General features: G+C 47.1%; 21 protein-coding genes and 1 tRNA gene. 15 read left to right on the top strand and 7 right to left on the bottom strand.

Annotation, left to right across the window (positions count from 1 at the left end; genetic code table 11):
- Position 1: 1 nt before the first annotated feature.
- The 9 genes from infB (at position 2) to ABK01_RS10195 (ending at position 10,638) form a co-directional block, all read left to right on the top strand.
- Positions 2-2,713: a translation initiation factor IF-2 gene (gene infB / locus ABK01_RS10235; protein ID WP_253675562.1), complete on the top strand. Its 2,712-nt coding sequence runs from the start codon at positions 2-4 to the stop codon at positions 2,711-2,713.
- Positions 2,710-3,087, top strand: coding sequence for a 30S ribosome-binding factor RbfA (rbfA, locus tag ABK01_RS10230; RefSeq protein ID WP_253675561.1), 378 nt, complete (start codon positions 2,710-2,712; stop codon positions 3,085-3,087). Before infB ends, rbfA begins: the two co-directional genes overlap by 4 nt.
- Positions 3,074-4,270 carry a tRNA pseudouridine(55) synthase TruB gene (truB, locus tag ABK01_RS10225; RefSeq protein ID WP_253675560.1) on the top strand — a complete coding sequence of 399 codons (1,197 nt, stop codon included), beginning with the start codon at positions 3,074-3,076 and terminating at the stop codon, positions 4,268-4,270. Before rbfA ends, truB begins: the two co-directional genes overlap by 14 nt.
- Before the next feature lie 218 nt (positions 4,271-4,488).
- Positions 4,489-5,313: an FAD synthetase family protein gene (locus ABK01_RS10220; protein WP_253675559.1), complete on the top strand. Its 825-nt coding sequence runs from the start codon at positions 4,489-4,491 to the stop codon at positions 5,311-5,313.
- 3 nt (positions 5,314-5,316) lie between these two features.
- Positions 5,317-5,586 carry a 30S ribosomal protein S15 gene (gene rpsO, locus ABK01_RS10215; RefSeq protein WP_016522131.1) on the top strand — a complete coding sequence of 90 codons (270 nt, stop codon included), beginning with the start codon at positions 5,317-5,319 and terminating at the stop codon, positions 5,584-5,586.
- 179 nt (positions 5,587-5,765) lie between these two features.
- Positions 5,766-7,868, top strand: coding sequence for a polyribonucleotide nucleotidyltransferase (gene pnp, locus ABK01_RS10210; protein ID WP_253675558.1), 2,103 nt, complete (start codon positions 5,766-5,768; stop codon positions 7,866-7,868).
- A gap of 35 nt (positions 7,869-7,903) precedes the next feature.
- On the top strand, positions 7,904-8,359 hold the full coding sequence (gene dut, locus ABK01_RS10205; protein WP_253675557.1) for a dUTP diphosphatase: 456 nt from the start codon (positions 7,904-7,906) through the stop codon (positions 8,357-8,359).
- Between the two features lie 93 nt (positions 8,360-8,452).
- Entirely contained in the window at positions 8,453-9,571 is a 1,119-nt protein-coding gene (locus tag ABK01_RS10200) for an LptF/LptG family permease (protein ID WP_253675556.1), read from the top strand.
- Positions 9,568-10,638, top strand: a complete 1,071-nt coding sequence (locus ABK01_RS10195; protein WP_253675555.1) for an LptF/LptG family permease — start codon at positions 9,568-9,570, stop codon at positions 10,636-10,638. The genes ABK01_RS10200 and ABK01_RS10195 overlap by 4 nt, the downstream gene beginning before the upstream one ends.
- A gap of 35 nt (positions 10,639-10,673) precedes the next feature.
- Here ABK01_RS10195 and ABK01_RS10190 read toward each other — a convergent pair whose 3' ends face one another.
- The 6 genes from ABK01_RS10190 to ABK01_RS10165 all read right to left on the bottom strand — a co-directional run bounded on the left by ABK01_RS10190 (position 10,674) and on the right by ABK01_RS10165 (position 14,015).
- Positions 10,674-11,399: a transporter associated domain-containing protein gene (locus ABK01_RS10190; protein ID WP_253675554.1), complete on the bottom strand. Its 726-nt coding sequence runs from the start codon at positions 11,397-11,399 to the stop codon at positions 10,674-10,676.
- A gap of 51 nt (positions 11,400-11,450) precedes the next feature.
- Entirely contained in the window at positions 11,451-11,927 is a 477-nt protein-coding gene (locus ABK01_RS10185; RefSeq protein ID WP_253675553.1) for a flagellar biosynthesis protein FlgN, read from the bottom strand.
- 4 nt (positions 11,928-11,931) lie between these two features.
- Positions 11,932-12,378, bottom strand: a complete 447-nt coding sequence (fliS, locus tag ABK01_RS10180) for a flagellar export chaperone FliS (protein ID WP_253675552.1) — start codon at positions 12,376-12,378, stop codon at positions 11,932-11,934.
- Positions 12,379-12,709: 331 nt separating this feature from the next.
- A tRNA-Gly gene (locus tag ABK01_RS10175) sits at positions 12,710-12,781 on the bottom strand.
- Between the two features lie 159 nt (positions 12,782-12,940).
- Positions 12,941-13,633, bottom strand: coding sequence for a hypothetical protein (locus tag ABK01_RS10170; RefSeq protein ID WP_253675551.1), 693 nt, complete (start codon positions 13,631-13,633; stop codon positions 12,941-12,943).
- The gene (locus ABK01_RS10165; RefSeq protein ID WP_253675550.1) at positions 13,620-14,015 is read right to left on the bottom strand and encodes an InlB B-repeat-containing protein; all 396 of its coding nucleotides are present in this window, start codon (positions 14,013-14,015) and stop codon (positions 13,620-13,622) included. The genes ABK01_RS10170 and ABK01_RS10165 overlap by 14 nt, the downstream gene beginning before the upstream one ends.
- 120 nt (positions 14,016-14,135) lie before the next feature.
- Between ABK01_RS10165 and ABK01_RS10160 the strand changes: the two genes are divergently transcribed.
- Entirely contained in the window at positions 14,136-14,798 is a 663-nt protein-coding gene (locus tag ABK01_RS10160) for an HAD family hydrolase (RefSeq protein WP_253675549.1), read from the top strand.
- On the opposite strand, the gene ABK01_RS10155 is transcribed toward ABK01_RS10160, so the two are convergent.
- Entirely contained in the window at positions 14,799-15,662 is an 864-nt protein-coding gene (locus ABK01_RS10155) for a DMT family transporter (protein WP_253675548.1), read from the bottom strand. It lies immediately after the preceding gene.
- A gap of 290 nt (positions 15,663-15,952) precedes the next feature.
- Between ABK01_RS10155 and ABK01_RS10150 the strand changes: the two genes are divergently transcribed.
- The 5 genes from ABK01_RS10150 to ABK01_RS10130 all read left to right on the top strand — a co-directional run bounded on the left by ABK01_RS10150 (position 15,953) and on the right by ABK01_RS10130 (position 21,767).
- Entirely contained in the window at positions 15,953-17,209 is a 1,257-nt protein-coding gene (locus ABK01_RS10150; RefSeq protein ID WP_253675547.1) for a DUF3798 domain-containing protein, read from the top strand.
- 404 nt (positions 17,210-17,613) lie between these two features.
- Positions 17,614-19,194: a sugar ABC transporter ATP-binding protein gene (locus tag ABK01_RS10145; protein WP_253675546.1), complete on the top strand. Its 1,581-nt coding sequence runs from the start codon at positions 17,614-17,616 to the stop codon at positions 19,192-19,194.
- Entirely contained in the window at positions 19,195-20,235 is a 1,041-nt protein-coding gene (locus ABK01_RS10140; protein WP_253675545.1) for an ABC transporter permease subunit, read from the top strand.
- Between the two features lie 3 nt (positions 20,236-20,238).
- The gene (locus ABK01_RS10135; RefSeq protein WP_253675544.1) at positions 20,239-21,366 is read left to right on the top strand and encodes an ABC transporter permease subunit; all 1,128 of its coding nucleotides are present in this window, start codon (positions 20,239-20,241) and stop codon (positions 21,364-21,366) included.
- Positions 21,366-21,767, top strand: a complete 402-nt coding sequence (locus ABK01_RS10130; RefSeq protein WP_253675543.1) for a DUF6672 family protein — start codon at positions 21,366-21,368, stop codon at positions 21,765-21,767. The genes ABK01_RS10135 and ABK01_RS10130 overlap by 1 nt, the downstream gene beginning before the upstream one ends.
- Positions 21,768-21,842: the final 75 nt, after the last annotated feature.

Raw genomic sequence — 21,842 nt, 5'->3', positions numbered from 1 at the left:
TATGGCAGAAGGTATCGAAAATACTCAGGAACAAAAAGTTATTCTCAAAAAGGCAAGGCCTGAACCGGCTTCGACGCCGGTAGCTCAGCCTCAGGTACAGCAAACTGCAGAGCAGAGACCGGTACGAACCATAAAGCGTAAGCTCAAGCCGGTGGCGCATCCCGCGTCGAATTCCGCCCCATCAAACACTGCAGGGAATCGACCTGCCGGTGAGCAGAAGCGGCGCCCTGTTGTATCTTCGACTCCTACGGATCATTCCGCTCAGCTGAAAAAAACGGCGGAGCATCCTGCGCAGGCTTCGGAACGAAAAAATTCAGGGTATGCACAGAATGAAGAAAACCGACGTGTACAAAAGCACAGCGGCGAACGCACAGAGCGCTATGATAAGAACCGGCATGAAAAACCGATACGGAGAGAGAGTGCCGAAACCCAATCTCAGACTCAACAGACGCAATCGGATAATAAAAATCAAATCCGTTCGCTGGATTTAAGCAGCAAACGCCCTGATAGGCGCGCGGGGAATCTCGCGGGCGGCTCAAAACCGGTTAGCCGTTTCGGTAACCAAGGGAATCGGCATAAGTCCGGTTTTGCAGGCGGACAGGGGCGAACGCAGCAAGATGGACGCGGTGAGAACAATCGCGGAGGCCGCATGGGCGGCTATTCGTCAGATAGACCGCGTACAGGCGGTTTCAATAAGCCCGGTTTCCAAGGCGGACAGAATAGAGGCGGCGGCGGTCGGCCGATGTCAAGCCCGATGCCGCTTGAAACCAACAAACAGAATACTAAAAAAGCGTTTAAGGGCAAAAAGACTTATTCACGCAAGGATCAGGAGAGCGAATTCTTTGAAGAGAAGCTGCTTCAGCAAAAGAAGAAGGCTAAAGAAAAGGTAAGCGCCGTTCCTAAGAGCATCGAGATGATGGAATCCATTTCTGTTGCGGAGTTAGCTCGGAAGATGAACCTTAAAGCCTCTGAACTTATCGGCAAACTAATGGAAATGGGCATGATGGTAACGATGAATCAGTCCATCGATGCGGACACTGCAACCATTCTTGCTTCGGAATACGAATGCGATGTTAAAATCGTCAGCCTCTATGATGAAACCATTATCGAGACTGTGAGTGATGAAGATGCCGAGCTGCTGACGCGGCCGCCGGTTGTTACTATTATGGGACATGTAGACCATGGTAAGACCAAAACACTCGACGCTATCCGCAGTACCAATGTTACTGCACAGGAGTTCGGCGGCATTACTCAGCATATCGGCGCTTATATGGTGTCTACCCCCAAGGGAAATATCACCTTCCTCGATACGCCCGGCCATGAGGCATTTACGATGATGCGCGCGCGTGGTGCCGAGGTTACCGATATCGTCGTGTTGGTAGTCGCAGCCGATGACGGCGTTATGCCTCAGACGATTGAAGCGCTGAACCACGCAAAGGATGCAAAGGTTCCGATTATCGTTGCAATCAATAAGGTCGATAAACCGGAAGCGAACCCCGATAAGATAAAAACCCGCCTTGGTGAACTCGGCCTTGTTGCCGAAGAATGGGGTGGAGACACGATATACGTTCCTATTTCAGCCTTGCAGAAAAAAGGTATCGACGACCTGCTCGATGCAATTCTGTTGCAGGCGGAAGTGCTGGAGTTAAAGGCAAATTACGATTGCCGCGCGGAAGGAAAGGTTATTGAATCAAAGATCGATCACGGGCGCGGTGTTGTCGCAACGATTATCGTACAACGTGGAACGCTCCATACCGGCGATCCCTATGTGGCAGGCGTTTATTCGGGGCGTGTCCGCGCTATCTTTAACGACAAAGGCGAAAAAATTGACGAAGCAACGCCGAGTATGCCGGTAGAGATTTTAGGACTTGAAGGAATGCCCAATGCAGGGGATCCTTTCCAAGTAACCGAATCTGAGCGTATGGCTCGTCAGATTTCGTTAAAACGGCAGGAGCTCAAGCGGTTTGAAGACTCTCGCAATGTGAAGAAGGTAACGCTCGATAATCTGTATGAAACGATTACCGACGGCGAAGTCCTTGAACTCAAAGTAATTATCAAAGGTGATGTGCAGGGTTCGGTAGAGGCCTTAAAGCAGTCGCTTGAAAAGCTGTCTACCAAAGAAATACGCTTGAATGTTATCCATGCTTCTGCCGGCGCTATCAATGACTCCGATGTTATGCTTGCCGCAGCGGATTCCAATGCGATTATTATCGGCTTCAATGTCCGCCCCACATCACAGGCAAAGGCGCTTGCAGAGCAGGAAAAAGTCGATATCCGCAAGTATAACGTTATCTATAAAGCCGTTGAAGAAATTCAACAGGCTATGGAAGGAATGCTCAGTCCCGATATTAAAGAAAACGTTATCGGTATGGCTGAAATCCGCAGCGTCATTAAGGTACCTAAGGTCGGTAATATCGCCGGTTCTTACGTGCTTGAAGGTACGGTAAAACGGAGCAGTACGGTTCATCTTATCAGGGACGGTATTGTGGTGTTCTCCGGTAAGCTTGCGTCCTTGCGCCGGTTTAAGGATGACGTCAAAGAAGTGGCTGCAGGTTACGAATGCGGTATTGCGCTTGAGAACTTCAACGATATAAAGGTCGGCGACCAGCTTGAGATTATCGAAACCGTTGAGGTGGCACGCAAGTTGGCGGATACGCAGCATTATGAAGCGCCCGAAGCCCATACCGGCGATCACGGAGAAGCAGCCGAATGAGTGAGTTCCGTTTAGATAAACTCGCAGAGCAAATCCGCGAGGAAATTTCTCAGCTGATTTTTTCGGGAAAGATAAAAGACCCGCGCGTTTCCAACTTCCTTTCGATAAACAGAGTGGACGTATCCGGTGACCTTGCGTACGCAAAGGTATACGTTTCCAGCTTTATGGATGCGCACAAGACAAAGCAGGGTGTCAGGGGATTGGAAAACGCGGCGGGATTTATCCGCACAAACTTGGCAAAAAAGCTGCATATCCATCAGTGCCCTCAGTTTACTTTTATCTATGACGAAAGCATCGAAGAAGGCTTTAATATGGTAAAAAAACTTGAAGCCTTAGAAGCAGCGTCGGATTCCGAGAACAATGCCCAAGAGTGAACCTCAATTTATTATCCCCTTTGCAAAACCTTCCGGTATAACCAGCTTTATCTCCCTCTGGCAGGTAAAGCATGCGCTCGGCACTAAGAAAGTAGGGCACACCGGCACGCTCGACAGCTTTGCCGACGGTTTACTCGTATTGCTTTCGGGGAGATTAACCAAACTGGTGCCGTATATCACGGATTTCGATAAAACCTACCGCGTGCTGTTCTATTTTGGAAAAGAAACCGATACGCTTGACCCCGAAGGCGCCGTCATCGCCGAAAAGCCGCTTCCGATGTATGCTAACTTTATTTCGGCAATCAAGCAGCTAACCGGAACCATCGAGCAAGTGCCACCTGTGTATTCGGCGGTAAAGCAAGCGGGAGAGCGGCTTTCCGATAGAATACGGCGCGGAGAAGCGGTAACCGTTCCGCCTCGAACCGTTACCGTCTATAGCATCGATATTGAAGAAGTCTTTTATGCCCCGGACACTGATACGGGGGCTGAAAATTTCGGTGCGGATACAGGCGCCGACCATTCCGGCGATAATGTAGCCGCATTGAGTACGGTTCAAAAAGGATTAGGCGCCGAAAAATCCGAAGCGGTCGCAGTTCAAAAAGTCCTTGGCGCTGTGCTGTGCGTGCGCTGTTCCAAGGGAACATATATCCGCTCATTGGTGCGGGATATTGCCCATCGATGCGGTTCTGCCGCGTATGTCTATGCGCTTCGAAGAACGGCAGTCGGGCCGTTTACCCTTGAACAGGCGGCAGGCTTTTCGGCGCTGCAGCCGTTCGGGAGCGCTGCGGTGAATGCGGCAGATGCGGATTCAACCCGCGCAGCGCCGAAATCCGTCTATGATAGAAGGGTAGGGCAGTGTGGAGCGTACGTGCCGGATTCGCCGCCTGCATCGTATTCGGTTACCGAAGAAGAGGTAAGGCAAGCTGCGCTACCTTTAAGCGAAGCGATTAGCCGTGCTATACATTTTCAGACGGCGGAACTTCAAGCAAAATATTATCCTGCATTTATGAACGGGAAGCCCATCAGTAGGCACTGGTTTACCGGTGCGCAGCCGCTTGCGGACGGCGGAACTATCGCAGTGTTTTACGAAGGACGTTGCGCAGGTTTGATCACAAAAAACGGTAACCGGTTTCATTATCAAATAGTATTTAACAGGGGCAGGGTAAACGCATCAGATGCGTAAATTAAATTTCGCAAAATAAAGAGGTTGGGCGACCATTTGACCCATCTTCAACTGTTGTACATCCTTGTACAGCAGTTGAAGGCGAGTTTTGTGTGTGCACAAAACATCGCTATTGTATGGAACCACTGCCATCCATGGCAGTTCTGGTTGAGCAGCCTCTTTATTTTGCAGCGTATATTACAAAGAATCTGATACGTTTACCCTGATAGGCTGGAGTGATGAAGATTATCTATTGGGATGATTTAATAAAAGAAGAAAACATATATCCACAGGGTTCCGCTATTTCGATCGGCGGTTTTGACGGGCCGCACCGCGGGCACGAGCGTATCTTATCGGCGGTACTGGCAGCTGCACAGCATAAGGGCATCCCCGCAGGAATCATCACCTTTTTCCGTTCCCCTCGGTCGGTTAAGATTGGAAATGCATATACAGGCGATGTTTCTACACTGGAAATGAGGCTGCAAAAATTTGCCGCGCAAGGATTTAGCTTTACGGTGCTGATTGACTTTTCCACCGATTTCGCTAAAATGAAAGGTGCTGTTTTTTTTGACATACTAATAAAAACTATCTGCATAAAATATCTTGCCGTTGGCAGTGATTTTTCCTGCGGGTATCGCCACGATACGGGAGTAGGGGATTTACAGCGCCTTGCTCGTGAAAGGGGCTTTTGTTTTGATTCCATCGAACAGCTTTATTCGGCACAGCAAGAGCGTATCAGCTCAAGTGCAATACGCCATGCCGTTGAACAAGCTGATTTCGCCCTTGCAAAAGACCTCCTCGGGTATCCTTTTTTCTTAGATGTCGCAAAAATAGTCCAGCGGAGAGAGGGTTCTGTATGGTCGATCGAAAAGTCGGCTATAACACAGATTCTCCCACAGAACGGACGGTATTCAGCCTCTGCATATTTGCAAACGGGAGAGATTATTCCTGTACAGGTGGAGGTTACGGATACGTTGCTTGAAGTTTCCGAAGAGACCGCAGCGCCGGTTACGTTCGCCGCAGGAACATTGATACACAAATTGGAATTTATATGGAAGGAGTAAGAAATGGCACTTACAAAAGAACACACTGCATCGGTTGTTATGAAATTCGGTGCAAACGAAAAAGATACGGGCAATACCAAAGTTCAGATTGCGTTGTTGACCGATAGGATCCGCCAGCTCACTGAGCACTGCAAAATCAATAAAAAAGATAAGAGCAGCCAGCGGGGACTTTTGGTATTGGTAGGACAGCGCCGGCGCTTGCTGAAATACTACAAGCGTACCAACCTCGAAGGCTACCGTGCCCTTATTAAAGAGTTAGGTTTGCGCAAGTAAGATAGATGCTGCTTAATGTGCAGGGGACAGGGCATATTCGAAAACCTCGGTTTTTGGACGGCTTCCTTGATTTTCCTTTGATCGTTTTAAGCGGCATAAAACGGTTACCTATCGGAAACAGGTAGGTAGCCGTTTTTTATAAGTAATTTGAGGAATTGTAATTAATAGAAGGAAAGATTATGAGACAGAGAGTAACGTATAAGATCGGAAATGAAGAGTTAATTTTAGAAACAGGCCATCTGGCAAAACAGGCAAACGGCGCTATTTATGCGCAGTACGGCGGAACCGCAGTGTTGGCGACGGTGTGTGCGTCGTCTACGGCAGTTGAGGGGCTCGATTATGTACCGGTAACCGTCGATTATAATGAAAAATACTATGCAGCAGGAAAGATACCGGGCGGTTTTATCAAACGTGAAGGTCGTCCTAAGGATAAAGAGATTTTAGTTTCGCGGCTCATCGATCGTCCGATGCGGCCGTTGTTTGAAAAAGCTTTTGGGCGGGAAATTCAGATTGTACCGACCTGTATTTCCTCGGATATGACCAATCCGCCGGATATTTTAGCGGTTATTGCAAGTTCGGCTGCGGTTGTTATTTCCGATATTCCGTTTAACGGGCCGGTAGCGGGCGCCCGCGTAGCGTATCTCGACGGTGAGTTTGTGATAAATCCGACGTTCAGCCAGATTGAAAAGGCTGATATGGAAATCGTTGTCGCGGGTACCGCCGAGGGCATTACGATGGTTGAAGGCGGCGCTCACGAGGTTTCGGAAGAGGTGATGCTCAAGGCTTTGGAGAAGGCTCACGAGTTTATCAAAGCAATGTGTGCGCTGCAAAATGAACTCCGTGCAGCGTGCGGAAAGGAAAAATTGCCGCTTGCACCGGTGAATGCAACGCTTGCAAATAAAGATGCCATTTATGCAAAGGCGTATCCCGAACTTTCCAAAGCCTTATATACAAAGGGAAAGGTAGAGCGCCGCGAAGCCTGCGATGTTATCAGAAAGGCTTTAGCCGAAGAATACGCGGAGCAGCTCGCCGATGAAACACAGGCGAAGCTCTTTGCCGCTTTATTCGACGATATGGAATACCATATTTTGCGCGAAAACATACTGGAAAAAGGCTTGCGGGTTGACGGACGCGGCTTGGAAGATATCCGCCCCATTACCTGTGAAATCGGCGTACTGCCGCGCCCGCACGGTTCCGCAGTGTTTACCCGCGGGGAAACGCAGTCGCTCGCCGTTGTTACGCTCGGTACCGTGTTTGACGAACAAGTCTATGACGATATCGAAGGTGACCGCCGTGAGAACTTCATCCTGCATTATAACTTCCCGCCCTATTCGGTCGGTGAGGTGGGACGGCTTGGAACCGGACGCCGCGAAATCGGGCACGGGCACCTTGCGCACCGCTCGCTGATGCCGATGATTCCGTCCAGAGAAGCGTTCCCGTATACCATCCGTGTCGTTTCCGAGATACTTGAATCCAACGGTTCTTCGTCAATGGCAACCGTGTGCGGCGGTACGCTTTCGCTGCTGCACGCCGGCGTCCCGATGAAAAAACCGGTAGCCGGTATCGCAATGGGACTCATCACCGACGGAAGCCGCTTTGCGGTACTCTCCGATATTCTGGGAGAAGAAGACCACCTCGGCGATATGGACTTTAAAGTTGCCGGTACTGCAGAAGGTATCACCGGCTTCCAGATGGATATTAAAATCGCCGGCGTTTCCGCTGAGATTATGAAAAAAGCGCTTGAGCAGGCAAAAAAAGGCCGGCTCCATATTCTCGGCATTATGAATCAGACTATTTCCAAACCCTCCGAGCAGGTGTCCAAGTATGCGCCGCGGATTGAAACGCTCAAAATTCCGGTTGATAAGATCGGAGCGCTCATCGGACCGGGCGGAAAGATTATCAAGGCCTTGTCCGAGCAATACCATGTAACAATCAATACCGAGAACGATGGTACGGTTACCATCTACGGGCGGGATTCTTCGTCCGCGCTCGGCGCCAAGGCTGCGGTTACCGGTATCGTGGAAGATCCTGAGGTTGGCAGAATTTATGAGGGTACCGTTAAGTGCATCAAGGATTTCGGCGCCTTTATCGAAATTCTGCCCGGTAAAGAAGGGCTCTGCCATATTTCCAAACTGTCGCGCAGCCGCATCGAAAAAGTTTCCGATGTACTGCAGGAAGGACAAAAAGTACCCGTCAAGCTTTTGGAAATCGATAAGCTTGGCCGCTTAAATCTTTCGTATATCGACGCTTGCGAAGAACAGGAAAAAAACGCAAGCCGTTAAACGGCAGCTGTTCATTCGTTAGTAGAGGATAAATCGTGAGCATCGCTGATGGGGCAGTAAGGGTCTTTTCCATACTCAAGGATGGAGCCTTGCTGCCTGAATATCAAACATCCGGTTCCGCGGGTGCAGACTTACATGCATATTTGGCGGAACCGGTAACGCTGAACCCGATGGAACGTAAGCTCATCCCGACGGGGCTTTTTGTCGAACTACCTGTGGGCTATGAGCTGCAAGTGCGTCCGCGGTCAGGGCTTGCGTTAAAGTACGGCATTACGGTGCTCAATACACCCGGTACGGTTGATTCCGATTACCGCGGGGAGCTTTGTGTGCTGTTGGTAAACCTCGGTAGCGAACCCTTTACCGTTCGGAACGGCGACAGAATTGCACAAGCCGTAGTTGCTCAAGCCGTACAGGTAACTTTCGTACAAACTGATGTGCTTTCAAAAACAGGCCGGGGTGCGGACGGGTACGGTTCCACCGGCATCGCGTAAATCGATACATTGGAGCTATTATAAAAAGAAAAATGCCTCTGCCGCCGTATTCGGAGCTATTAGCATTTTTACGTTTCGGAGATTGAAGAGAATATGAGGGGCATAAGACAAAAGCAGCTTTTTTTATATATTGCTAAAGAGATGCTGCTGTACTTTTTTGTCTGCTTTTTGTTTTTATTCTTTATCTTTTTTGTTAATAATATTCTGTTATTGGCGGAAGATGTTCTTTCAAAACAAGCTCCTTTTAAAGATGTGGCATTGCTGATGCTGTATTCGCTGCCTGCGGTTATCGCGAATGCAGCTCCCTTTGCCGCCTTGATCGGTACGCTTATGGGCATCGGTCGCTTCGTCAGTGATTTGGAATTTCTTTCTATGAACGCACTGGGGATTTCGCCCCGCTTTTTAATGTTACCGGTGTTACTGGTCGGTTTGGTAGTTTCGATTGTTTCCTTTTTTACCAACGATGTATTGCTGCCTGCCAGTGCTGTTAATTTTAGGCGCGTCTATTGGGATATTGCAACCTCAACCCCTGCGCTAGAGCTTTCTTCTTATTCCGTAAAACGCAATCGTAATGCGGTTGTTGTAACGGGATTGATACAGGACGGAAAAATCCACAATCTTTTGATCGTTGATAAGAATGCGGATAAAGCATTCCGTATACTTGGTACACAGACTGCCGAGATTAAAAAGTCAGATGATCCGTCAATCGTGATGTCACTTAAAATGGCGCTGCCGCACCTTCTTATTTTAGATCCTTCGGATAAAAAAAAATACGATGCGGTGAACGGCGAAGCGGTAACCTACAATGTACTTGCAAAGAGTATTAAATCTTCTTATTTTAACACGATCGGGCCGTCCGAAATGTCCTCACTTGATCTCTATAAGGATATAAAAGAACAACAAACGCAAAACGAAGATAATCGGACACTCAATCTGTATTGGATGGAATTTCATAAGAAATTTTCCATTCCTTTCGGCGCCTTCTTTTTTGTATTACTTGCCTTTGCCATCAGCAGCGCCGGTAAGGTACATAATCAAGGTGTCGGTTTTGTATTGGGGCTTTTAATAGCCGTTGCATATTGGGCGCTGTTTATGGGCGGGCAGACGCTCTGTTTACGGCTTGATTGGAACGGTACCACCGCCATGTGGGTACCCAATATTATGGTCTTTGCCGCATCCATTGTGTTGCTGGGGAAAAAATTATTCAGATGAAAATTCTTCAACGATATTTGCTGCAGCTCTTTTTTCCTGTCTTTGTGATAACGATTTTATTTTTTATTTTGCTCCTGCAGCTCGGCGATCTTTTTCTCAATTTACCACAGTATTTGCAAAACCAAGCACGCTTTGTTACACTGCTGCGGGTGATGTATTTATATTTACCCAAGTGTATATCGTTTGCAATGCCGCTTTCAGTGCTGTTTGCCAGTTCATATACAATGGGAAATATGTACGCAAAAAATGAACTCACCTCTATTTTTGCATCCGGTATGCCGCTCACCGTGTTGGTGGCTCCGCTTGTGCTGTGCGGATTTTTGTTATCGATAGGGATGTTTTATTTTGAGGATCGTATCTTAATTCACTTTCAGAAACAGAAAATTGCACTGGTAAATTCTATATTGGAACCTCAACAGAATTTGAATAGCAGTGATTTGGTTATTTTATCCGAGTCGGGGAAGGTTGTGTATTTTGCCGATTATTACGATGACACTCAAAAGGAATTGAGCAATGTGCTGATCGTGATGCGAACCGAAGCAGGCGATATTTCTACCGTTATAAAAGGTAATTCTGCACGGTGGCAGGACGATCATTGGGTGGTAACGGATAAATCAATCTATACCTTTACCGCCGACAATGAGGTTCTCTACCAAGATTCAATCGATGAAAAACTTTTTTCCGAACCTCCCGAAACCTTTCAACGGAATATTACATCTATTGATGAGATGACTATTGCACAGGCAAAACTCTTTATTAATAATTTAAAAAAAATGGGGTTACCCTACCATGAATACCTTTCGCAATATTACCGGCGCTTTTCATTCCCATTTACAACGTTCATAGTTTTATTTTTTTCCGTTTCCATCGGCGGCCGCTTTAAAAAAAATATCCTACTGATGAGTTTGCTCTTTAGTTTAGCTCTTGCAGTTCTCTATTATGTTACCGAGATGATGACCATGCTTTTTGCAAAATGGGAGTATATTTCCCCGCTTGCAGGCGCATTTCTCCCTCTTTTAATTTTCACGTTTTTGAGCATCGCCATGCTGAGAATAGCGCGCACATAGTTTCTCACAATTCTCTAGCTTTCGGTATAGGGCATTTACGCTTCTTTTTTCTTTATCGCGACCTGATCGATTCGCTGTCCATGCATACTGAGTACCGTACAGATATAAGAGCCGGTGTCGATGCTGTCGCCCTGCCGGGGAATGGCGTCAAGATGGGCAAGCAGGTAGCCTGCAAGGGTGTAGTATTCTTCGGTAGGTGGGCGTTCAATATCATTTAAAAGTCCGAGCGCCTGTATTTCGTCAAGGCTCATCTGTGCGCTGACAATACTACTTCCGTCAGCCTGCGTATGCTGTTGCTGCTTGGTATTACCGGCTGCCTGAACGTTTCTATTAAACAAGCTTTCCAACAAACCTTCTTTGGTTATAAATCCCTCGATGCCGCCGTATTCGTCAATAACGCAGGCGGTATGTACGTTCTGCTCATTCAGTAATTCAAGCGTATGTTTGATGGTTTGCGATTCGGGAATGAACAACGGCTTCGTTAAAATCTTTTGTAGATTCGGCGGTGGTATTTCAAGCCTACTTTGCAAATAATCACGTGCACTGACAATGCCGATAACTGCATCGATTTTGCCTGCACATACCGGAAAATAGTCAAAATTCCTGTGCGTCTTTATCAACGTAAGGATATCCTGACTCTTATCCGTAATATCGATCCACACAATATCGGAGCGGTACGTCATACAGCTGCCGATTTTTTGCGTATATGCAGACGGATTCTTTTCTTTTGTCTGATATTGCGGCGGTAACGGAAGGTTCATACAATATGTGCAGCACAAAAGATGCAGAGCATAATGTCCGGATCGTATCGACTATAAACTGAGATCGACGAGAGCCGCGGTGCGTGCCGTACCGGCATAGATGCTTTCTTTGTGTGCATACGGTCGTTTTAATGACGCTATTTGCTGCCGTAAACCGGTAATATGCGTTTGCAGAAGCTCGCGGTTTTTTTTATTTTGCGCCAAAACTCTTTTTTGTAAGTCATCCAAATCCGTTTTAAGATGAGGAATATCCGAATGTTCCGTATTCTTGCAGATATTGGTGTACATATATTCCAGCGGATCGATTACTTTTTGAATAGTAAATATTTCGGCAATAATGGACTCTTCCAGTTCTGTGTGCTGCAGGACAGCATCGGTATTTTCGGCGGAAATACTTTTTTCTTGTTTTTCCAATACTGTGAGGTATTCGCGGAATTTAAGCCGTTGCTGCTCCAACAGCGACCTAAACCGTTTGAGGACTGCAATCCGTTCGGCAATTTCGGAATCGTTAAGCGTAGCTGTATACATTATCTTATCCTGCTATATTGACACCGGAAGTGGCCGGTTTTATTTCTGTTGTAGCGGCGGCTGTAGAGTTTACAACCTGATGCCAAGCCTCGCGCAGTTCTTCCATCATATCGCGTACCGTTATAAGCGGCTGCGGCTCCTTTTGCATATTGGCCTGAAAAAGCTGTTGGTTGAAGAATGAATAAAGCGATAAAAGATTTTCCGCAATTTCTCCTCCTTCATCCATATTTAAGGATGCCATCAGCTCGGTGATAACGTCCTGCGCTTTTAAGATGTACTGGTGAATGCGCTCGATATTCTCCGCTTCGATTTTTCCGTCAGGCATGCCTTCAATGGCAAGGGTAATGTTTTTAATACCCTCATCATACAGCATAATAATCAGAGACCCCGGACTTGCCGTCTTTACACGTGTCTCTTTATATGCCGTTAAGGCTTGACTGTTATAACTCATTTTTAATCCCCCATGCGATCACGTGTTCCTTTTATCTTATCGGCAAAAGAACCGGTCTGTTGAGTCCCTACGCGAAAAATCTTCCGCATTCATTAAACCTGTTCGGAAACTTCCGTTTCAGAACAGGTTACCTTGAAATGCGATGTTCTAAATCGTGCTATTTGTACGATTTAGAACTCGTCGACCTATTCGGAAACGCAGTTATCGAATAGGTCTATTGATTGTTGCTTGATTGTAATATGCAATAATCATTCGGTAAAATCATAACATAAACTGATTAAGGTTAAAAAACTGATGACTATCAGTTAAAAAAGGCAAGTACGTTGCTGTAAGCGGATGAAGGGAGTCGAACCCTCGTCTCCAGCTTGGAAGGCTGGGGTAATAGCCGTTATACGACATCCGCAAAAATATGAAGCCACTATACCGGAAAATGTAGGGCGTGTCAATCGGAATCTTTATTTTTTATACGGTAGTTTCCGGTATTTATCGAAGTTCGCCGTATAAGAGGCACCTTGAAAAACGCTTTTTTAAGTTTTTTCAAGATGCCTGCGCTGGTTATTTTTTACTCATAGCTGATGGTTATACTATTTACGTTGCCCAATTGCTGTTTTATAAATAGTACGAGATGCTGTTTTCCTTGATAATACGGCTTATCGTTTATCTTCCACTGTACTGCTGTACCGTTTATAGCGCGAAAGACGAGCGAATCGCCTTTTTCTCGCTGACCGGGCGCAATAGGTGTCTTATCATACAGTTTTGTACACCGTATCTTTGAAGAATCGAATTTCAACTCTAACCTTCCTGCAATTTTTTCCGTATAGTCGAATCGAAGGTCAGAATCTTCCTTGAGGACCCTATAAAAGCCAGAATTTCCCATATGCAGTAACCTATCAGTGCCATTGACCGTCCAAGAATCGACCATCTGTCCCGGAGAAGGCTGGGCGATAAACATGAGATTATCATGCTCGTAAACAGTACCCCCGTCAGCTATCGGTATATCGGGGGTGGTATCTGAACCAAAGAATCTAAAACATTTTATTTTGTTAGAATCAAAGTGTATGGTTGCTTGTGCCGCTGTTTTTACCGTATAGTCAATGTGAATACTACCATCGCTTTGCACATCACCAGCCTGTACGGCGTAATTGAACCATGCACGTGTTTCATGCTCTTTTTCCCCATCGTTGACCTTCCACTTGTCAACGGTTTGTCCGGTAGGCAGCGTCGCTTCAAAGTACAACCGGTCATTTTCGTACACGGTGGTACTTGTAAGTAATATCGCCTCCGCCCTCTTTCCAGCAGGTCATTTTGCCAGAATCAAACTGAATGGTAATTTTCCATTGTGCATAGAGCGTAGTGTCCTTGGTAACGGTGTCGGTTGCAAAGTCCCACGGTGTTTTACACTCTTTTTCTTTATACCAGCCGCCGAAAGCAAAGGGAGCCTTTGCCGGATCATTCGGTTTTTGTACCGTTTTGCCCTGTTCTACCTTGGCTTGCGCTACCGCAGTGCCGCCTTGCGCGTCAAAGGTTACCGTATAAACTGTTGGCATAACAGGGCCTTTACAGCTAAGAAAAACGCCCAATCCCGACAGCATAAGGAGCAGGAGGGGAATGCCTCGTACCATACTTCGCATCTTCATAATGATACTCCTTTATCATTTGGAATAAACTTTCTTCCATTATGCCTTCCCCCCCCCCCCCCTTAAGAAATCAAGTGTGCGATTCCCTTTTTAGCCTCTGATGCGGTATACTCTATCATTATGATTAAGGCATGTATTTTTGATTTGGATGGGACATTGACTAATACCGTTCGGACGCTTGCGTATTTTGTCAATGCGGAAACGGCGAAACACGGACTGCCCCCTGCACCGGTGGAACATTTTAAACAGTTTGCGGGAAACGGAGCGCGGACGCTTATCCACAGAGTATTGGCATACCACGGCGTTACGGATGCGGCGTTGGAAGACCGCATTTTGCAGGATTACAATGCAGCCTATGATGCCGATTTTTTACACCTTTGTACCGTATATGACGGCGTTGCCGATATGATTACAGCGCTGCGTAATCAAGGTGTCCAGCTGGCGGTTCTTTCGAATAAGCCGCAGCCGACTACGCAAAAAATCATCAAAGCTTTTTTTGATGCGGGGACTTTTTCCGCCGTTTTCGGTCAACGGGAAGGCGTTCCGCTTAAGCCGGATCCTGCCGGCGTGTTTGAGATTTTAGAGCTTTTACACCGCCAAAAACAGGAATGCCTCTACATCGGAGACACCTCCGTGGATATAAACACCGGAAAAAGCGCGGGGTTGGCTACTGTCGGCGTTCTGTGGGGTTTTCGAGACCGTGCCGAATTGGAAGGCGCCGGGGCAACGCATATTATCGCAAAGCCGTCGGAGCTGCTGCCGCTGGTAACCGCAATCCGGTAATTAGTCTTTTTTCAAAAATAGCATAAGTGCAATCGTGCAGATAATGACGTATCCGACAATGCTGTAATGGTCGGGAACTTCATGGAACAGTAAAAAACCGAACGCTGCCGCAAAGAGGATTTGCGTGTAGTCGAAAACGGCGATATTCTTTGCGGGGGCATAGGAGTATGCAGCGGTAACCGTAAACTGCCCGCCGGCCCCCGCAGCACCGGCGGCAAGCAGCCAGAAAAGCTGTTGCATGCTCATCGGTTCAAAGTTATAGATGAAAAAAGGCAGCAAAATCAGCATAGATCCCGCCGAAAAGAAAAATACCACAAACGGACCGTGTTCTTTGTGCGTTAAAAGATAGCGGACACAGGTATATGCGCCGCCTGCGCAGAGCCCTCCGAAACATGCCACGGAGGCGGCAAAGATATGACCCGATCCGGCAAAAGTCGGTTTAATAATTAAGAGGCTTGCGGCAAATGCACAGACCGCTGCAAGAAGTCGAGTAAACCGTATGCGCTCTTTCAGAAAGAGAAATGAAAAAAAAATAGTAAAAAACGGCGCGAGCTTTGCCAAAATGGAAGCGTCGGCGAGCGCTAAATGACTGACAGCATAAAAATTGGAAACCAATCCGGCAGTTCCCAATACGGTACGCAGTATCAAGAAGGGCAGATTTTTTTTCTGCGGCAGGGTAAACCGACGGGTTTGTATCAGAAAAAAGAGCGATGTACCGCAGGCAATGCTGTTCCTAAAAAACGCTTTTTGGATAGACGGCAAATCGCCGGAAAGCTTTGCGCATAAATTCATTACAGTAAAAAAGAAAGCCGAACAAATAATGCACAAAATCCCTTTTTGTGCGGAAGTCAATCGAATAGTCATAATATCGGTCTAAGTATAGCAGGAAGAATGACTGTAGACAACGCATAAAAAGCATCTTCATCCCTATTAATTCAAAATAATCTTATCCATTTTTGCATAAAAATACTGTTTCTTACTCTTTTTATTGCATATTTATACATAAAATACTTGACATTTTTTTCCGAAGAACTTACTATCAATGAAAGTTTTATTTTACGGAATCTTTAAAAGAGCCGACGTGAGATTTTAGAGGTTCCAAAACGTATGCACTATCGTTTTCGATGCGCATACGGTATCAAAAGGAGTTGAATATGAAAAAAAACATGCAAGCCGTTTTTGTTTTATTGGCTGCACTATTCTTGAGCGTATTCGTTGCAGGGTGCAGCAAAAAAGCGGAAACAAAGCCGGAGAAAGCTGAGTCGGGGGCTAACGGTAAGACCGCCTCGTACCATATCGGTATTGTAACGGGAACCGTCTCTCAATCGGAAGATGATCTTCGCGGCGCCGAAAAACTGATCGAAATGTACGGTTCCGCTAAAACCGGCGGTATGATTCAGCATATCACCTATCCTGATGACTTTATGTCTCAACAGGAAACGACCATCACGCAGATTGCCGCCCTCGCCGATGATCCGATGATGAAAGCGATTATCGTCAACCAAGGAATTCCCGGTACGGCAGAGGCGTTTAAACGCGTGCGGGAAAAACGTCCCGACATATTGCTGTTTGCCGGAGAGCCGCACGAAGACCCGCTTGTTATTCAAGCGGCTGCCGATATGGCGATAAGCAATGACTTCGTGTCCCGCGGATATACGATTATTTGGGCAGCGAAAGAACTCGGTGCAAAGACATTCGTGCATATTTCTTTCCCGCGGCACATGTCGTATGAAACGCTCGGTCTCCGCCGCCAAATCATGGAAGCTGCATGTAACGATATCGGGTTGAAATTTGTATTTGAAACCGCCCCCGACCCGACCAGCGATGTCGGCGTTGCGGGCGCACAGCAATTTATTCTGGAAAAGGTTCCGCAGTGGGTTGAAAAATACGGTAAAGAAACTGCGTTCTTCTGTACGAACGATGCGCATACGGAGCCGCTCTTAAAGCAACTTTTACAGTACGGGGGTATCTTTGTTGAAGCAGACCTTCCGTCCCCGTTAATGGGCTATCCGGGAGCGCTCGGTATCGACCTTACCGAACAGGCGGGCGACTTCGGAGCCATTTTAACGAAGGTAGAGCAGTCCGTTATCGATAAGGGCGGTGCAGGCCGGTTCGGTACATGGGCATACTCATACGGTTTTACCGTCAGCGCAGGTTTGGGAGAATACGCCCGCCGCATCATCGACGGCGAAGCGGAGAAAGGCAGCCTTACCGATCTATCGAAAGCGCTGGGTGTCTTTACCCCCAATGCACGGTGGAAGAGCGCATACTACACTGATGCCAATACCGGTGTCCGCGCAAAGAACCAAGCATTAGTATTTATGGATACCTACATCCTCGGAAAAGGCTTTTTGTCGACAACCGAGCAAGAGGTACCGCAGAAGTACTTAAATATGAAATTTAATAAATAAACCTGTTCGGAAACTTCCGTTTCTGAACAGGTTACCTTGAAATGCGATATTCTAAATCGTAAGTTTATTTTCAGCCGCTGAAATAGCGCGGCTGAAAAACACGTCGAGTTTGCTTCGCAAACATCGCGTATTAACGTATGCGCGTTCCGCACATCAATGCAGCAGTTTCCAAAGTTCACACTTTGTTCAACTGTTGCATTTTAGGGTACTATTTGTGCGATTTAGAACTCGTCGACCTATTCGAAAACGCAGTTATCGAATAGGTCTAATAATACGGACGGATTATTAAATTAAGGACTATTTAAAAAAAGCCTCCTCAGCACAACGGGTACATGGAAAGTTTTGAAGTGTACCCGTTTTTTTTGCTGAATGTTTGCTTAAATAGCGAAGGATTATAGAAACTTATGAATAATGATGAAGTTATCTTATCCATCGATCATATTACGAAGGAATTTTCAGGAACGCCCGTTTTGCAAGGTGTGAGTTTTGATGTCCATGCGGGAGAGGTGATCGGACTGGTAGGAGAAAACGGAGCCGGAAAGACAACATTGATGAGTATTCTGTTCGGTATGCCGGTGATTGCCGAAACGGGCGGCTACGGCGGAACTATTCGGCTGCTGGGAAAAGAAGTTGTTTTCAAAACACCGTTCGATGCTCTCGGTGCAGGTGTCGGGATGGTACATCAGGAGTTCTCGCTGATTCCGGGTTTTTCTTCCGGCGAAAATATTATGTTGAACCGCGAGCTTGAACAGGAAAGCATTATCTCCGACCTCTTTGGGCCGCGGCTTACGACATTAAACCGCAAAGCGATGCGCGAGCGTGCTCAGAGTACACTTAATCAACTGGGTGTTTCGATTAGCGCACAAACTCTTATTTCCGAAATGCCGGTCGGGCACAAACAGTTTACCGAAATTGCCCGCGAAATAGACCGCGATAATGTACGGCTTTTAGTGTTGGATGAACCGACCGCCGTCCTTACCGAATCGGAAGCGGAGGTTCTGCTCAAATCAATCAAGGCATTGGCGGAGAAAGGTATCGCGGTTATCTTTATTTCCCATCGCTTGCACGAGGTTATGGAAATTTGTGATCGGGTTGTTGTGTTGCGTGACGGTGTTTCAATCCAAGTCACGGAAACCGCAAAAACGGATATGCAGGCGATTGCGGCCGCAATGGTGGGAAGAAAGGTTGAAGGACAGACGGCCGAAAGAACGGCGCGTCAGTTCGAAGAAACCATCCTCGATGTAAAACACCTGTGGGTGGATATGCCGGGAGAGCTGGTTGATGATGCAAGTTTCTCCGTTAAAAAGGGAGAGATATTCGGCATCGGCGGTTTGGCCGGGCAGGGAAAAATCGGTATCCCCAACGGTATTATGGGGCTGTTCCGTGCGGGCGGCGAGGTTATCTTTAAAGGCAAGCCGCTCGACATCAGCAAAACCTCAAAAGTGCTTTCGGAAGGGATTGCTTTTGTTTCCGAAGATCGGCGCGGCGTCGGCCTTTTGTTGGATGAAAGTCTTGACTGGAATATCGCCTTTACCGCTATGCAGGCCAAGCATAAATATTTAAAAAAATATCTGGGCGGGTTAATCACCGTCCGCGACGAAAAAGCGATGAAGGCGCTTGCCGACGAGTATATCAAGATGCTGCAAATTAAATGCACCGGTTCCCAACAAAAGGCGCGGGAGCTTTCCGGCGGTAATCAGCAAAAGTTGTGTTTAGCGAAAGCATTCTGTTTGGAACCCGATTTGCTCTTTGTTGCAGAGCCGACGCGGGGTATTGATGTCGGCGCTAAAGCGCTGGTGTTGGAAGCAATCCGCACATTAAATAAAGAAAAAGGCGTTACCGTTGTGATGATTTCGAGTGAACTTGAAGAGCTGCGCTCTGCGTGCGACCGCATCGCTGTCGTATTTCAGGGCAAGGTTGCGCATATACTGCAGCCGTCCGAAGATCCGGCGGAGTTTGCACTTTATATGGCAGGAGTAAAATAGATGGAACAGTTAAAAAAACAACTTGCGGCATTCGGATGGCCGCGCATTATCATTTTCTTGTTTTTATTGTCGCTGTTTATCGCGGCTCCTTTTGTCAATGTCAGTATCGGTGCATCCCTTTCGGATACGATAAACCGCTTCGGGATGAATGCCCTCTTGGTGCTTGCGATGGTGCCGATGGTGCAGGCAGGCTGCGGTCTTAACTTCGGGTTATCGCTCGGCGTTATCGGCGGACTGCTTGGTGCAACGCTCGCAATGGAACTGAACCTAACCGGATGGGCAGGCTTTTTTTCAGCCGTCTTATTCACGGTACTGATATGTGCGGTGATCGGCTATGCTTATGGTAAACTTTTGAATCTGATTAAAGGCGAAGAGATGACCATCGCTTTGTATGTCGGATTCGCTGCGGTTATGTTTATGTCGATTTTATGGCTGCTGTTGCCGTACACTAATCCGACGATGGTGTGGGGCTATGCGGGAAAAGGTTTACGTACGACCATTACGCTCGAAGGATACTGGCTGAAAATACTGAATAATTTATGGGTGTTTAAAATCGGCGCATTCGTATTTCCGACCGGGCTTATTCTCTTTGTCTTTATCTGCTTTTTTATTATGAAGGTATTTATGAAGACACGGACGGGAACGGCGTTGACTGCGGTCGGGTCAAATCCTGAATTTGCGCGGGCGAGCGGCGTGAATATCGACCGAGCGCGGATTATCAGTACGGTGCTGTCTACCGTTATCGGCGGCGTCGGGATTTTGCTGTATCAGCAAAGTTTCGGCTTTATTCAGCTGTATCAGGCTCCGCTCTTTATGGCGTTTCCGGCGGTAGCGGCCATTCTAATCGGAGGAGCCTCGGTCAATAAAGCGTCGATTTTAAATGTGATGCTGGGAACGTTTCTGTTTCAAGGTATTTTAACAATGACTCCCTCCGTTATTAACAGCGTATTGCAAACCGATATGTCGGAGGTTATCCGTATTGTGTTGTCAAACGGTATGATCTTATATGCACTGACGCGGAAGACGCAGGCGGCGAGGTAGATTATGGTATCGTCTAATATGCTTAAAAAAAAGTGGGAACATTTTTCCGCGGTTGATTTTATTCTGGATAATTTGGTATCCATCATATTCTTGGTTATTTCGTTCCTTGCCATTCCCGTGTCGGGCTTATCGGCGCACCATATTATCGCCGAAATTTTAACGCGGATCGGCAGAAACTCCTTTTTGGTGTTTGCGCTCATCCTGCCGATTATGGCCGGAATGGGTATTAACTTCGGGATGGTTCTCGGTGCGATGGCAGGGCAGATCGGCCTTATTTTTGCAATGGACTGGAGTATCGGCGGTATCTACGGGCTGGTGTTTGCAGCCGGTATCGGGATGCCGCTTTCCATTCTGCTTGGAATTGTTGCCGGTTCGGTACTGAACCGTGCCCGCGGGCGAGAAATGGTTACAAGTTACATCCTCGGTTTTTTCTTTAACGGAATTTATCAATTCTTTGTGCTGTACATACTCGGGTCGGTTATTCCGATGCACAATAAGGCGATTATGCTTTCCCGCGGCTACGGAGTGCGTAATACGCTTGAGTTGGCGCCCGTCCGGCAGACGCTCGATACGGCAATTCCGCTGACGATTGCAGGATTTAAAATTCCGATTCTTTCGTATCTGATTATCATTGCATTGTGTTTCTTTATCGTGTGGTTTAGAAAGACAAAGCTTGGACAGGATATGCGGGCAATCGGGCAGAATCAAGCGGTTTCGCTCGCCTCCGGTATTGCGGTTGAGCGGACACGGATTATTTCGATTGTTATTTCGACGGTGCTTGCCTGTATCGGACAGATTATCTTCTTGCAGAATATGGGAAACATGAGCACCTATAACGCGCATGATCAAACCGGATTCTTTGCTGCCGCAGCAATCCTCGTCGGAGGCGCTTCGGTGAATAAGGCAAGCATTAGAAACGTCTTTATCGGCATTATCTTGCTGCATTTTTTGTACATCGTTACGCCGATGGCGGGACAGCACCTCTTTGATTCTGCGATGATCGGCGAATACTTCAGACAGTTTTCCGGCTATGCGGCAATTGCGTTATCGCTTGTCATGCACGCGGCGCGTAATCAAAAGAATGCGGAAAAACAGCGGGCTGCGCTGCGGGCCGAAAGCGGGAGGGCATAATGATTCGAGTACGTTCAAAAAAAGGTCAGCGGCTGGTTAAAATAGGCTTGGTTGTTTTTTACTTGCTCATTATGGCGCTTATGTTTTTATTCGGTCGTTCTCATACCGTGCTGATAGACAACAACAGCGACCCGAACGGCGCATATAAAGCGATTGACGGTTGCTCTATTTCGTTTAACGGTGAAAAGCCGCTCGAGATGTTTAAGGGCGACCGCGATAAAATTATGCTGCGGGGTCAGACTCATCATGTAAAGGTTAGCTTTTTTAACGGGCAAGAAGATGTTACCGGTACTATCACCATTCCGTTGTTTGAAGATGCGGTGATGGTGTCTATTCCGGCTTTTACGAGAGGCGAGAATGCCGTCAGTCACTTTGAGCTGTATAAACCGGCGGAGGAGTAGAATCTTGGTTCTTTTAAAATTCTTGACTGGATAAGTAATAAATTATAGTATGGTGCGAATTATTCTTTATATAGA

Source organism: Treponema sp. OMZ 305 (assembly GCF_024181325.1).
Taxonomy (GTDB): Bacteria; Spirochaetota; Spirochaetia; order Treponematales; family Treponemataceae; genus Treponema.
Note: the sequence above shows the minus strand (reverse complement) of the source record. Positions and strands in the feature narration are given on the sequence as shown.

Coding starts and splice junctions, on each gene's coding strand:
- fliS (WP_253675552.1), bottom strand. CDS start 12,378: ATGAGTTATAACAGTCAAGCCTTAACGGCATATAAAGAGACACGTGTA.
- ABK01_RS10150 (WP_253675547.1), top strand. CDS start 15,953: ATGAAAAAAAACATGCAAGCCGTTTTTGTTTTATTGGCTGCACTATTC.
- ABK01_RS10165 (WP_253675550.1), bottom strand. CDS start 14,015: ATGAAGATGCGAAGTATGGTACGAGGCATTCCCCTCCTGCTCCTTATG.
- ABK01_RS10160 (WP_253675549.1), top strand. CDS start 14,136: ATGATTAAGGCATGTATTTTTGATTTGGATGGGACATTGACTAATACC.
- ABK01_RS10200 (WP_253675556.1), top strand. CDS start 8,453: ATGAGGGGCATAAGACAAAAGCAGCTTTTTTTATATATTGCTAAAGAG.
- ABK01_RS10135 (WP_253675544.1), top strand. CDS start 20,239: ATGGTATCGTCTAATATGCTTAAAAAAAAGTGGGAACATTTTTCCGCG.
- ABK01_RS10140 (WP_253675545.1), top strand. CDS start 19,195: ATGGAACAGTTAAAAAAACAACTTGCGGCATTCGGATGGCCGCGCATT.
- rbfA (WP_253675561.1), top strand. CDS start 2,710: ATGAGTGAGTTCCGTTTAGATAAACTCGCAGAGCAAATCCGCGAGGAA.
- ABK01_RS10195 (WP_253675555.1), top strand. CDS start 9,568: ATGAAAATTCTTCAACGATATTTGCTGCAGCTCTTTTTTCCTGTCTTT.
- ABK01_RS10145 (WP_253675546.1), top strand. CDS start 17,614: ATGAATAATGATGAAGTTATCTTATCCATCGATCATATTACGAAGGAA.
- infB (WP_253675562.1), top strand. CDS start 2: ATGGCAGAAGGTATCGAAAATACTCAGGAACAAAAAGTTATTCTCAAA.
- pnp (WP_253675558.1), top strand. CDS start 5,766: ATGAGACAGAGAGTAACGTATAAGATCGGAAATGAAGAGTTAATTTTA.
- ABK01_RS10130 (WP_253675543.1), top strand. CDS start 21,366: ATGATTCGAGTACGTTCAAAAAAAGGTCAGCGGCTGGTTAAAATAGGC.
- ABK01_RS10220 (WP_253675559.1), top strand. CDS start 4,489: ATGAAGATTATCTATTGGGATGATTTAATAAAAGAAGAAAACATATAT.
- ABK01_RS10190 (WP_253675554.1), bottom strand. CDS start 11,399: ATGAACCTTCCGTTACCGCCGCAATATCAGACAAAAGAAAAGAATCCG.
- rpsO (WP_016522131.1), top strand. CDS start 5,317: ATGGCACTTACAAAAGAACACACTGCATCGGTTGTTATGAAATTCGGT.
- ABK01_RS10185 (WP_253675553.1), bottom strand. CDS start 11,927: ATGTATACAGCTACGCTTAACGATTCCGAAATTGCCGAACGGATTGCA.
- ABK01_RS10155 (WP_253675548.1), bottom strand. CDS start 15,662: ATGACTATTCGATTGACTTCCGCACAAAAAGGGATTTTGTGCATTATT.
- truB (WP_253675560.1), top strand. CDS start 3,074: ATGCCCAAGAGTGAACCTCAATTTATTATCCCCTTTGCAAAACCTTCC.